Origin of the sequence: Waterburya agarophytonicola KI4 (assembly GCF_020640915.1) — a bacterium.
GTDB lineage: Bacteria > Cyanobacteriota > Cyanobacteriia > Cyanobacteriales > Xenococcaceae > Waterburya > Waterburya agarophytonicola.
The window spans coordinates 77,226-90,324 of the sequence record NZ_JADWDC010000003.1; the positions used below are offsets into that span (position 1 = coordinate 77,226).

Sequence of the window (13,099 nt, forward strand, 5' to 3'; positions counted from 1 at the left end):
AATAATAGAGATAATAGGAATAGGGAATAGAAGTATTTTTCTATTCCCTATTTTCTATTCCCTATTCCCTGATTTGCTTGTATTATTTCAAGTCCAATTACACTAAAGCTTCAGCCAACTTTTGAGAAAGATTGAAGATTCGACCGCAACTTTCAGCGTGCCACACTTTTAACTTATCATTAATGTTGCCCGCAACCAATGGTCCCATTAAATAGAGATTTTCATTGACTTCAAAGTCGCCACTCATGGTGAAACCGCCTTTAGAATCATTAGGAGTACAAATTCCTTGGTCGACTAAATTTCTAATCAACGTAGAAGAAGACTTAGTTAAATCTTGGAAACCAGCACAGTTAATGACAACTTTAATGGGTTCGCCAAATGTTTGTTTTTCTTGGCTACTAGAATCCATAAATTCAAATCCAGATTTACCTTCGGTAGTTCCGATAAATTTACCCTTAATAAACTCTAGTTTGCCCTCGGAAACAAGTTTATCGACTATATTAAGATAATCTTGTCCCGCACGTCTTTGGTATTTACCAATTTCTATACCGTACTTGATGACGAACATTTTTTGTTCAGCAAAATCCAGCAGATTGAGAGCAGTAATTACTTCTTTGGAGATTACCTTATAAGTTCCATCTACAGTTTCTCCTTGTGCTAAAGCAGCATTGACATCTTGTTTAACTGCTTCAAAAATTTGTTCTGCGGTGAATTTTTCCGATTGAGTTAAAGTAACTAAATTTTGGGCGACATAGTTATTGGGGGTTGGATCGTCATAAATGCGATGGGGGAATTTAGCATTAGGAGAAACAACAATAAATTTACTAATTAAATTTTTAGCCTCGGGTATATTGTTGAGACTATAAAGTGTCTCCAAGGCACTAGCATTAGAACCAATGATTAGTACTTTGTTGTCTTGAGGAGTATTGGATTGTTTTAAAAATTCAACAATGCGATCGATATTACTATTTTGTGAAGGCTCGTACATATCGGCGATCGCACAAATATCCTTGTCTGCTTCACTCTTTTCAAAGTTACTCAAGAAAGAGGCTTTATTTGGAGGACTACCAATGGCTAAAACAACTTTTTCAGCAATTAAAGAATTATTTTGTGCGGAGGTAGCAAAGTCAACTTGATATTTTTTGCCGTCAATTTTTTGTACGTTTAGAGCTTCGCCACTAAAGAGATCACATTGGAGATATTCTTTATTTTTGGCTTCGGTTAAAAGCTTTTCTACCCGTTCTTTTAAATACCAACCAAATACATAGCGAGGAATAAATAATTCGTCCCAATTGCCTTTAATCATTATATCTTCATAGGACTTGAGCCAATGCTGATTGAGGACTCCAGGTCTGGTTTTGAGGGATTGAAGTACTGAGTCGTAATTATCAGTCAACCAAGTAACAAAACGACCTTTTTCGTCTGGGGGTAAAAATTCTTTGAGGGCGGTAATAATTAGGGATTGTTTGCCCGTTCTGCTACCGTAAGGAACACCAGTCCAAAATTCTCCAGATTTATCTAAAATAGCGACTTTTATTAGTTTATTGGGTAAACCAGAGGTTTTACTTAGTTTTTCTTGGAGCAAAGAAATGTAGTGAATCAAAGTATAAGTACAGGAAATGCCCGATCCCACAATAGCTAAATCGTAACTTTGCTTGTCTAATGTAACTGGTTGAATAGTTGTATTTTTGCTATTTAGATTTTTCATTTTAAACTTGGATGATTATGAAAACTGGTGATGTTTTAAATAGATTTGATGCGCCCTAGCAGAGATTTATTGCTGTTCTCAATGTCAGTTGAATTAATCCAGTAAAAAACCTGGAATACTATATATATTGCTTGGTGTATTTGATTATTTATTTACTTAATCATATTACGAAATTTATTTTTAGCTATAAAAACTGCAATCAGACAATGTTGAACTAGTTGAACTATATTATCAAATAATACAGTCGAAGTAGCATTTGTGTCTTCAACCAAGTATTATGGCAAAAAACTCCATAAGTGATAAGTGTGAAACTTGATGGAATGAGGAAATCGGTATTAAATTTATCAACAATTAATCAAAATAGTTTTTTGCTTTATCTCTTCTTCGTATAACGATCCCAATTAAATACCTAGGTGGAATCAAGTAGAAAATTAAAACCTGAAGAAGTAATGAGTCATTACTCAATACTTAACATAGTGCGATCGCTAATTTAACAAGCTTCTCAGCCAATAAAAAACTTTATTTTTTAGTTCGGGTGCGGTTAAAATTCCTTGAGTGGGGCTAAAAAGAAAGGCTAATAAGAAAAAGCCAAAAATTATCATGACGATCGCAGCACCAGATGGCAAATCGAAATAATAACTACCATACATTCCTGCAATACTAGAAACTGCGCCAATAATCGAACCGACAAGCATCATTCGATCTAGTTCTTTGACCAATAAATAAGCAGCGATCGCAGGTCCAACTAATAAAGACATTACTAGTAATACACCCACAGTTTGCATACTAGCGACGATGGTTAAGGTAATGGCACAAATTAAACCAAAATAAAGTAGATTGACAGGCAAACCACAGGCTTTTGCACCCAAGGGATCGAAGGTATAAAATTCTAGTTCTTTATAAAATAGTTTGGTTAGAATTAAAATAATTGCCGTGATAATTACAGTGCGCCAAACATCACTACTAGTAACTCCCAAAATATCACCGAATAGTATTTCATCTAAGTTGATGCGATCGGTGTTTAAGGAGGTAATTAGAATTACTCCCAAGGCTAAAAAACTGGTTAGAGTAAGAGCCATTGCTGCATCAACTTTAATCCGCGATCGCTTTTGAATATTTACTACTAATAAAGCACTCAAGATCCCCGCTATGAATGCGCCAATTGCTACGTTTATTTCTAAAAAAAAGGCAATGGAAATTCCTGGTAACACTGCATGGGAAATCACTCCACTCATCATCCCCATTTGTTGCAAAATGAGATAGCTACCTACCACTGCACTCAATATTCCTAGAGATAAGCCGATAGCGATCGCCTGACGCATGAATTCAAATTCTAGGGGTTCGGTTAACCAAGTCAACATCTGGTTGATTTTTGCAATTCTGGAGTTTTTTGATTAGTTAACAAGGGTAGCGAAGGAAAACCCCGCTGATCGCTATTACCTACGGGCAAATAACGATTGTAAGCCTTATTAATATTTTCGTTGGTAAGTACTGTTTCGATCGAACCTGCGGCAATTAATTTTTTATTTAATAATAATAATTTATCGTAGTTTTCTAAGGTTTCGCTAAGGTCGTGGCTGATTACTAGTAAAGCCTTTTGTTGTGCTTTTAATTCGGCAAAAATATCAAAAATAATACTTTCTGTCTGACTATCTACATTATTAAAGGGTTCGTCAAATAAAAATAATTCCGCATCTTGAGCGATCGCTCTAGCTAAAAATACTCGTTGTTGTTGTCCCCCTGAAAGCTCTCTTATTTGGGAAGCCCGATATTGCCACATACCCACTCTTTCTAAGGCTTGGCGTACTAATAAATGGGAATGCTTGCTATGGCTTCTAAACCAACCCGTAGAGCTTATTCTGCCCATCATCGCCACCTTTTCGACAGTGACAGGATAATCCCAATCAATTTGCGATCGCTGAGACACGTAAGCCACTTTGTTTAATTGCTTGGTAACGGGTTTATTTTTCCAATAGATAGCTCCTGAGGCACAAGGTATTAATCCCAAGATGGCTTTAATTAAACTGCTTTTCCCCGCGCCATTTGACCCTAATAAACCAGCAACTTGTCCTGGTTGTAGAACAAATGAAACCCTTTCTACTGCCCAGGTATGACGATAGCTGACGCTAAGATTGCGAACTTCTAGCATTGACGACGAATAATAATGAGACTCGTTATCATTTTACCTTAAAATAATAAGAATGATTATCATTGCGATTTTCTTTTAGAGCGTGTCATAAAATATTTACTTAGATGTCAAACAAATTAAACTTGAAAAACATCTCAACCTTGCTTATTTTAGGCTGTATAACGGGTTTGAGTGGTTGCAGCTTCCAAGGTAAAGATAATATTGCTAAAGCTGAGAATAAGCCTGAAATAGTAGCATCTCACAGTATTCTTTGCGATCTCGTTAACACTCTTGCTGAAGATACAGTAAATTTGACTTGTTTAATAGATGGCGATCGAGATCCTCATAACTATAATCCGACTCCTTCTCAACTCAAAGCGATCGAAAAAGCCCAGTTAATTCTTTATGGTGGCTATCAGTTAGAACCCAAAATCATTAAATTAATTGCAGCAACGGAAAACCCCTCGCCCAAAATAGCAGTATACGAGGAAGTGGTTGCCGAACCAATCCAAAGCCAACACGAACATGAAGCAGACTCGAAAGAAGAACATACAGAATTAGAACCCGATCCTCATGTCTGGCAAGATGTTGAGAATATAGTAGCTGCGATCGAATTAATCCAACCGATATTATTGCAACTAAATTCATCAGAAGCAGCCAGATATCTCCAAAACAGTAGTATCTTAGTCGAAAAATTGTGGCAGCTTGATGGATGGATCGACGAACAAATTGTGACTATTCCCGAAGGAAAAAGAATTTTAGTTACCACCCACGACTCTTTTAATTATTTTGTTGAAGCCTATCCTTTAGAAGATTATAAAACCCTACAAGGATTAAGTTCACAAACTGCTCCCACTGCTTCCCAAGTAAAAGATTTGGCGATGGAAATCAAACAGATAGGAATACCTACCATTTTTGTTGAAGCTACTAAAAGTGATCGCATTATGAACAATGTGGCTCGTGCTGCTAATGTCGAACTAGCAACAGATAAGCTATTTGCTGATGGTTTGGGAATAGCAAATAGCTATAGCGCAATGATGTCACACAATGTTTGTGCGATCGTCAATGGTTTGGGGGGAGAGTGTCAGCCTTTTGAAGAATGAATGCGATCGCAATACCATCAAAGACTAAGACATCAGGCAAAAATAACTTACTATTCAATCTGTTGGTTCTTTTAGTATTATGGGCTGTTCAAAATCTAGTACCACTTCACAATTGGTATTTGCAGTAATATCTCTCAACAAATAATCAGTAATTTCTTGATTAGTTTCATTTTGAATTGAAAAAAGAATCGCCTGATTGTCACTTTCAATATCTTGTTTAGCCATCCAATCATGAAGTTTCCACTTGGGAATAGAGGACAATGGTGATAAACTGACTAAGATTTGTGTTCTGCGATCTATTTCGGCGAAAATAGCTTTTCCTGTCACGATCCATAAAGTTAGATCTGGATCTTGAGGCAAAGTAAACACTTCTAACCAATTGCGCTCGAAATATTCTGGTAAATAAACTGGTTTAAAACCAGGTTTTGGGGTTAATTCCATTAAAAACAAAGGATCTTCAACGGTTCTGCTAGCAAATTTACCCATAAAAGTTCTTCCTCCAGCAGTTTTCTTAACCTCCCAGTCTTGAAAATTTTCACCGCCTTGAAGTTTAAGAAAGTCTTGTGACAGATCTATTACCACTGCGCCATCATAAAATAGCGCTTCTCCTGTAGTGTTTCTAAACAAAGCACCATTCCACTCTGGAACATCTGCAATAAATGTTGCCTGTTCTAATAATTCAGGAATGGGTTTTCTTTTTCCCGAAATAAATTCTAAATGAATATATTTTTGTTTTACCCACGATCTTGTAGGGTATCCACTAACAAAAACACTGCCCAAAGAAGGGCTATAGTTATATTCTCCACGAGTGCATTTTTTAAATAAACGCCTGAGTAGATGGCACGGTTGGGCAGATAATTCGGGTAGTTTAACAGGAGAATCAAAATTAGCTGTATCCTCTGCAAAATGGACTTTCATCATATAATCGATCGCATTACGATCTATCCATAGCCAATCATCTTGTCCCAGAATGAGATCTGTAATCTGCCCCCCCTCTGGTGCGAGAGTCATTTGATCGATCGCATTTTTTTCTCCTGCTTGTTGGAGTAATAGTTGTTTTCCATTAGTTCGATCTACAGTTATGGTATATTGGCTATTTTTTCTCTCAGCCGTAACTGCTAAATCTTGCTCTTTTTCTGAAAGCATCTCTCGCGCTTCTTGTTTTAGATTATTCTCATTTTTTTGAGCAATACAATATCCCCCAAAAGATTCAGCAAGAACACTTTGAGAAAACAATACAGTTGTTGCGATCGCGCCGATACTTGTCGATAAATGTACTGTGGAAAATAGCTTAGAGCTTAAAAAAATACGTAGCCATGAAGAGTTCAAATTAGCTACTTTAAAATTAAAATAATTTTGATAAAACATATATTAAATAAACGACAAATAACTGACAAATTAATGTGAATGTTCGTGGGATACTTTTCTACAATCACTTCAGGTGCAATTCAATATTCGGTCGTTTTTCAAGATCGAATATTGAATTTTGTATCGTAATATTGGTCGAATTTATACTAAGTTAGGCAAACTTAGTTTTTTCTTTTCCCAAGCTAAAGCAGAACTAACTATTTCGTCCAAAGAATTATGTTGAGGTTGCCAACCTATTACCTCGCGAATTTTATCTCCTGAGGCTACTACACAAGCTGGATCTCCTGCTCTAGGAGGAGTTTCGATAATAGTAAAATCAACTCCAGAAATTTCTTTGATTTTTGATAATACTTCTTTGACACTGTAGCCACTACCATAACCGCAATTAAGAATCTGGCTCGTTGATTCTTGCTCTAGATAGGCTAAAGCATTTACATGAGCAGCAGCCAAATCTTCTACATGAATATAATCTCTAATTCCCGTACCATCAGGAGTAGAATAATCTGTGCCAAATATGCTAGCAGAAGGACGAATTCCTAAAGCTGCATCGCAACCTACTTTGATTAAATGAGCCGCTTTTTTGCCCATTTGACCAATTCTTCCCGAACTATCAGCCCCAGCTACGTTAAAATAACGCAAGATGACATATTTAAGTTGAGAAGCTTTAGCGTAGTCGCAAATAATCCTTTCGCTCATCAACTTTGATTGTCCGTAAGGATTGATGGGAATAGTGGAAGATGTTTCTTTTACGGGATAGTCTTGGATTTCCCCATACACTGCTGCGGTACTAGAAAAGACAAATTGATTGACATTAGCACTTTCACAACACCGCAATAAGTTGACTACATTACAGGTGTTATTGTGATAATAAGCTAAAGGTTTTTCTAAAGATTCTGGGACAGAAATGCTAGCAGCAAAATGTAATACTGCATTAAATTTGTGGTTCGCAAAAACTTGACCCAAACATTCAGTATCACTGAGTTCGCCTTGAATTAATTCTCCATATAATATGGCATCTGCCGAGCCTGTAGATAGATTGTCATAAATTACGACTTCATATCCAGCTTCTCCTAACTTTTTTACAGTATGAGAACCGATATAACCCGCTCCACCAGTAACTAAAACCTTCGTCATAATAATTATTACCTAAATACACCTCAATTCATAGTCAATTATAAATAGATAGTAAATGTTTAAGATAAATATTTGGAAAACTTTTTTCTTTAAATTGTTAACAATATGTGATTATTGCTAATAGCTATCAATAATTACTGAATAAGCTGCTTAAGCAAAAAAAGTTAGTCAGAATATCAATTTGGTCAAATGTAATTTTGATTGTTGAATTACTAGATACTATTTCAAAAGATATATTACTCAATTAGTATAGAAAATTGAATAATAGCTAAATTTAAAACTTGGATTCAATAATTGCTATGTTCATTACTATAAACATCTTTTAAAAAATCGACGATCACAATGGTAATTTTATTAATAGTAATTATCAATTTGTTGATCGCCCAATCTTTTTTCAACTATGCCTCGATCGCCCAAACTAAAATTTGACCGTGGAACTCTAATCTTGCATCCTCCCCCAAAAGGTAAGGCTTGGCTGGACTATGCTACTTGGGATGATCGCATAGAAAAGTTTCGCATTCCTGCAATTCATTATCGTCCTCTCGTAGAAGCTTTGCAAGCAGACGACAAAAAGATTGTTGATGAAGCAAGAGAATTCTACGATCTGGAGTTTAAAGCCATATCAAACTTTGAACCCTATCCCCACCAAGCAGAAGCCCTACAAGCCTGGAAACAATCTGGAAGACAAGGAGTAGTTGTTTTGCCCACCGCAGCAGGTAAAACTTATTTAGCCCAACTGGCAATGGAAGCTACCCCCCGTACAACTTTAATTGTTGTCCCGACTTTAGATTTGATGCACCAATGGTACGCCCAAATTGAAAAGGCATTTCCCAACATAGAAGTGGGCTTGTTGGGAGGAGGAGCGCGCGATCGCACTCCTATTTTGATTGCTACCTACAACAGTGCAGCTATCCATGCAGAAACTTTGGGAAACCGCTACGCATTGCAAATATTTGATGAATGCCATCATTTACCCACCGACTTTTTTAAAGTCATTGCTGAATATGCGATCGCGCCCTATCGTTTGGGTTTAACTGCAACTCCCGAACGTAGTGACGGTACTCATCGTCATTTAGATACTCTGATTGGGAAAATTATCTATCGTAAAACCCCTGAAGAACTATCGGGAGGAACTTTAGCAGATCATAAGATAGTGCAAATGAGGGTTAAACTATCCGATGACGAACAAGCAGAATATAATAGTGCGATCGCAACTCGTAATAAGTTCTTGCGCGACTCTAATATTTCTTTGGGTAGTCTTCAGGGATGGCAACTATTTATCCAGGCTAGCGCGCGATCGTCCCAGGGAAGAAAAGCCATGTTAGCCCACAGACAAGCTAAGGAAATCTCTCAAGGAACGGATGCTAAATTGCGGGTTTTAACTGATCTAATTACTCAACACGATACAGAACGTATTTTAATCTTTACTAACGACAATGCGACGGTTTATCGTATCTCTCAGCAGTTTTTGATTCCTGCTATTACCTACCAAACCGCCGTTAAAGAACGACACAATATTCTCACTAGTTTTAAAGCAGGGGAATATAAAACTTTAGTCGCTTCCCACGTGCTTAATGAAGGGGTGGATGTACCCGATGCCCGTATTGCAATTATTTTATCTGGTACGGGTTCGACGAGGGAATATATTCAAAGACTGGGTAGGGTATTGCGGAAAGGTAACTCTACTAACAAGCAAGCCATTCTATACGAAGTCGTGACGGAAAATACGAGTGAAGAAAGAACTTCCGAACGTCGTCACGGAGAACAAGAATCATCTAAATACAGACAGTTGGAACTCGTTCCTCCTGCGAAACCTAAGCCGAAAAAGAAACAGCAGTTTAAAGCAGCAGAAAAACCAACAGAGTGGAATAAAGATGAATAATTAGCGATCGCTTTTGGTAGACAGTTAAAACTTTTTATTTCTTGTTAATGAAGGGTATCAGGTGCATCATGTAATCTTGTTTTCCAATAGATACACCAGCCATGCGAAGAATGTCGTAAGCCGTGACCAAATGAAAGTAGAAGTTTGGCATCAGAAATTCATGAACATAGTTGCTACTTGACAGCTCGATGTAAGCTCCCTCGCCGATGTCAATGCGCGTAACCTCATCTAGTTTTACGTCGTCAACGTTAATACTTGAAACAAGTTCCTTTGTATTCGCTATATGTTCGTAAGCTTGGGCAAGGGATAAAACTTCTGGGTCTAGATTATCCATTGATTTACCTTCACACCACAAAGCAAAGTTGCGTGGTTGATTGCAGGTGAAAGCAATTTGTGTACCAAAGGGAAGCATATCAGCCGCAATTCGCATCTCAAGAAACGACTCTCCACCACTGAAATGAGTCTGAGCCGACTTTAAGAGGTGTTCAAGAGTCGTTAGGCGATTTTGGAAAATGGTTTTGATTGTATCTATATTCTGACCTTGCATTTTATGAACCTTTAAAACTTAATTTATGGAGCATAACTACGTTTAGGATTTTTTGCAGCCTAACTATTAATTTAATGTCAGATCTGATGTGTAAGATCCAAAATTAAGCAAAAATAGGTTTTTTATTGCTATTTTTCTTCAAACTCTTTTCTCCTCAACCTCAATTGAATATCTTCCAATAGTTGCCGATTAACGCTCATCAAATCGGCAACTAAACCAAAGATCCAAAACTGTACTCCAATCAATATTAAGATAGCAGCTAAAACCAAACTAGGAACGCGGGGTTTGGCAGGATTATCCCCAATAATGCCCCAAAATAAGATTAACCAACGACAACACAATAAAAATCCCAAACTAAAAGGAATACTCCCCAACAGCATAAAAAACTGAAGGGGGCGATAGGTCATAAAAATTCTTAGGATAGTTAGGATGGAGTGCTTTACATAGCCAGAAATGCTCTTAACCAAACGAGAAGGGCGCAAATAACCGTTGGTACGAATGGGAACCGAGGTTATAGTCAAACCCCTTTGACCAGCCTGAATGATAGTCTCTAAAGTGTAGGTATATTCATTAAATACATTTAGTTGCAGGGCTGCCTCACGACTAATAGCCCGAAAACCACTAGGGGCATCGGGAATGCGCGTATTACTAGCCAAGCGCACTACCAAACTACCCAGTCTTTGTAAGAATTTCTTGATCGGGGAGAAATGTTTAATTTCTTGAATTGGTCTAGCACCAATGACTATTTCTGCCCTACCTTCTAAAATTGGTGCAATTAGTTTGGGAATATCCGCAGCACAATATTGATTGTCGGCATCCGTATTAACAATAATATCTGCCCCCGCATTTAAGCAAGCCTCCAAGCCCGCCATAAAGGCTTTAGCTAATCCTTGATTGCGGGGCAAATTGACAACGCGATCGACACCATTAACTTGGGCTACTTCTACAGTGCGATCGCGACTGCCATCATTGATAATTAACCATTCAATTTTATCTATCCCTGGTAGTTCGCGGGGTAACTCAGAGAGCGTCAATCCTAAAGTCGCTTCCTCGTTGTAACAAGGAATTTGAATGATTAGTTTCATTTAGCCATCTGAATTATTAACTCGCTTAATCGTCCAAAAAGGAAAATTCTGACTGGGATTGATCGTCACGCCATCAATACTATTTTGAGCAAAGGCATAGTCTTTGGTTTGCCACAGAGGAACATAAGGCACATCTTGGACTAGCAATTCTTGCAATTCTCCAAAAATACTCTGGCGTTTTACTAGATCTTGTTCGGTACGAGATTGTTGGATTAATTGATTGGCGCGATCGCTATAATAAAAAGAACCCCTACTTTGGGCTGCCCCTTCTTCACATCCAACATTGAACGAACCTTTATTGCAGCTCATAAACGGTTGAATATAATTATCGGGATCGAGAAAATCTGGATACCAATCTACTAAGGCTGTAGGATATATTCCTTGGCTGAGATTGCCAAAAAAGGAAGCAGATTCCACACTATTGGGAATAAATTGAATCATTCCTCCCAATTCTTGTTCTGTATAGGCTTTAATTGTATCCGCGACAATACCACGAGTAATCGAACCAGAAGGATGCCAAATTTCAATGATTGCGGGATTTTCCTCCGAATAACCAGCTTTGGTTAATAATTCCTGGGCTTTGGCTACATTACCATCTCCATAAAGTTGCTCAAAAGTTGCCTGATAGCTATCAAATGCAGTGGGAATCAGACTATAAATCGGTTCCGCTTGTCCTTTTAATACTCTGTCATTAATTAAAGCACGATTGACGATTGAAGCGATCGCCTGACGTACTTCTGGCTGATTTAGGGGTTCTTGTTGTAGGTTGAGAACAAGATAGTTAACTACCGTACCCGAACCCTCAATTACTTTCCAGTTATTTTCTGCACCACTAATTAAACTTTCAATTTGTTGGGGATCTAAAGACTGATAAGCTACGTCTATTGCACCAGTTTTAAAGCTGTTAAATAGATTAGCGGAGTTTCCTGCATAAACTTGCATATTGACTCCCTGATTGGCTGGCGCATCTCCCCAATAATTCTCATTGATATCTAAACTAATAGAGTCGCTTTTAAACTGCGCTAGCTTATATTTACCCGTTCCGATCAGGATGCTGGGATTAAATTCTCCCGCACCCCGTTGATATGCCTGGGGAGATACCGCACAAGCACCAGGAAAAGCCAGCAAAGCAGGAAAAGCAGCAAAAGGTTGTTTTAAACTAATTTTTAGTTCGTATTCTCCTGTTGCTTCAACTCTATCTATAACATCTCCTAGTAAAAAAGCAGGTTTCCCTCCATTCTCGATAAAACGCTGTAAAGAAAATGCCATAGCTTCGGCATTAAAAGGCGTACCGTCATGGAAAGTAACCCCCTCCCGCACGGGAATAGTATAAATTAGACCATTGTCATCGATCTGTGGCATTGCCGTAGCTAGCAAGGGTTCAATCTCCGTTGTACCTACTTTGTAGGTATAAAGGCTCTCGGCAACATTATAGATAATGTTTAATCCTGCAAGTTCGTAGTTGTCTGCGGGATCTAGAGTACGAGGTTTGAGAGTTGTTCCCACGGAAATGCGATCGCTGTTAACATTATTATTTTGTGGCGCAGGATCGCTATTGCATCCCAACACCAAAGCGAAGCAAAATAAAAATAAAAATATGTATCTGCTTAACTGATTTAGTTTTCGCCAAATATAAGAAAGTTTGTTTCCAATCATTATTAAACACGATGCTTCAAAAGTCTATCTCGCATGATAAACGTTAATTGATTACATCGCTTCTGCGATCGTGAAAACCGCAAAACTTAATTTAATTATTTTTATTCATAACTGTAATGACAGAGGAATTACCACCAACTGATTTGCCAGGATTATTTCTTTTGCTAATCCGTAGAAGAAGACGCTTAAAAGTTGTAGGAGAATCGATGTTACCTTTTCTCAAACCAGGAGAAGAAATCCTAATCAATCCCTATGCCTACTGCAAGTCTCAACCCCAAATAAACGATGTCGTCGTGCTAAATCATCCCCGCGATCAAAAGATAACTATCGTTAAAAGGATTACCAATATAGCGATCGATGGCAATTACTTCCTAAAAGGCGACAACCCAGCAGCGAGTAAAGATAGTCGCCACTGGGGTACAGTTAGACAGAGGGCAATACTTGCCAAGGTAACTAGCCGTTTTGCCTAATAAAAATTTAATTATTTA

Annotated in this window: 11 protein-coding genes; 3 read left to right on the forward strand and 8 right to left on the reverse strand. The window is 37.8% G+C overall.

The features are described 5' to 3' along the window. Positions 1-97 precede the first annotated feature (97 nt). The 3 genes from I4641_RS01930 to I4641_RS01940 form a co-directional block, all read right to left on the reverse strand. Positions 98-1,708 carry an FAD/NAD(P)-binding protein gene (locus I4641_RS01930; RefSeq protein ID WP_229638735.1) on the reverse strand — a complete coding sequence of 537 codons (1,611 nt, stop codon included), beginning with the start codon at positions 1,706-1,708 and terminating at the stop codon, positions 98-100. A gap of 485 nt (positions 1,709-2,193) precedes the next feature. Next, the gene (locus I4641_RS01935) at positions 2,194-3,069 is read right to left on the reverse strand and encodes a metal ABC transporter permease (protein ID WP_229638736.1); all 876 of its coding nucleotides are present in this window, start codon (positions 3,067-3,069) and stop codon (positions 2,194-2,196) included. Further along, positions 3,063-3,857 (reverse strand): metal ABC transporter ATP-binding protein, encoded by a 795-nt coding sequence (locus I4641_RS01940; RefSeq protein WP_229638737.1) that lies wholly within the window; start codon positions 3,855-3,857, stop codon positions 3,063-3,065. The genes I4641_RS01935 and I4641_RS01940 overlap by 7 nt, the downstream gene beginning before the upstream one ends. A 104-nt stretch (positions 3,858-3,961) precedes the next feature. Between I4641_RS01940 and I4641_RS01945 the strand changes: the two genes are divergently transcribed. Next, on the forward strand, positions 3,962-4,939 hold the full coding sequence (locus I4641_RS01945) for a metal ABC transporter solute-binding protein, Zn/Mn family (protein ID WP_229638738.1): 978 nt from the start codon (positions 3,962-3,964) through the stop codon (positions 4,937-4,939). A 54-nt stretch (positions 4,940-4,993) separates the two neighbouring features. Here the strand turns inward: I4641_RS01945 and I4641_RS01950 are convergent, their stop codons facing one another. Both I4641_RS01950 and galE read right to left on the reverse strand, forming a co-directional pair. Next, positions 4,994-6,268 carry a hypothetical protein gene (locus I4641_RS01950; protein WP_229638739.1) on the reverse strand — a complete coding sequence of 425 codons (1,275 nt, stop codon included), beginning with the start codon at positions 6,266-6,268 and terminating at the stop codon, positions 4,994-4,996. A 180-nt stretch (positions 6,269-6,448) separates the two neighbouring features. Further along, positions 6,449-7,441, reverse strand: coding sequence for a UDP-glucose 4-epimerase GalE (galE, locus tag I4641_RS01955; RefSeq protein ID WP_229638740.1), 993 nt, complete (start codon positions 7,439-7,441; stop codon positions 6,449-6,451). Positions 7,442-7,841: 400 nt separating this feature from the next. On the opposite strand from galE, the gene I4641_RS01960 reads away from it, so the two are divergent. Continuing rightward, the gene (locus tag I4641_RS01960; protein ID WP_229638741.1) at positions 7,842-9,323 is read left to right on the forward strand and encodes a DEAD/DEAH box helicase; all 1,482 of its coding nucleotides are present in this window, start codon (positions 7,842-7,844) and stop codon (positions 9,321-9,323) included. Between the two features lie 34 nt (positions 9,324-9,357). Here I4641_RS01960 and I4641_RS01965 read toward each other — a convergent pair whose 3' ends face one another. The 3 genes from I4641_RS01965 to I4641_RS01975 all read right to left on the reverse strand — a co-directional run bounded on the left by I4641_RS01965 (position 9,358) and on the right by I4641_RS01975 (position 12,611). Then, entirely contained in the window at positions 9,358-9,870 is a 513-nt protein-coding gene (locus tag I4641_RS01965; protein WP_229638742.1) for a DUF1993 domain-containing protein, read from the reverse strand. Positions 9,871-9,998: 128 nt separating this feature from the next. Next, positions 9,999-10,955 (reverse strand): glycosyltransferase family 2 protein, encoded by a 957-nt coding sequence (locus I4641_RS01970; RefSeq protein ID WP_229638743.1) that lies wholly within the window; start codon positions 10,953-10,955, stop codon positions 9,999-10,001. Then, the gene (locus I4641_RS01975) at positions 10,956-12,611 is read right to left on the reverse strand and encodes an ABC transporter substrate-binding protein (protein WP_229638744.1); all 1,656 of its coding nucleotides are present in this window, start codon (positions 12,609-12,611) and stop codon (positions 10,956-10,958) included. Positions 12,612-12,727: 116 nt separating this feature from the next. Here I4641_RS01975 and sodX point away from each other — a divergent pair, with 116 nt between their 5' ends. Further along, complete coding sequence (sodX, locus tag I4641_RS01980) at positions 12,728-13,081, forward strand: nickel-type superoxide dismutase maturation protease (protein ID WP_229638745.1); 354 nt, start codon at positions 12,728-12,730, stop codon at positions 13,079-13,081. Positions 13,082-13,099: the final 18 nt, after the last annotated feature.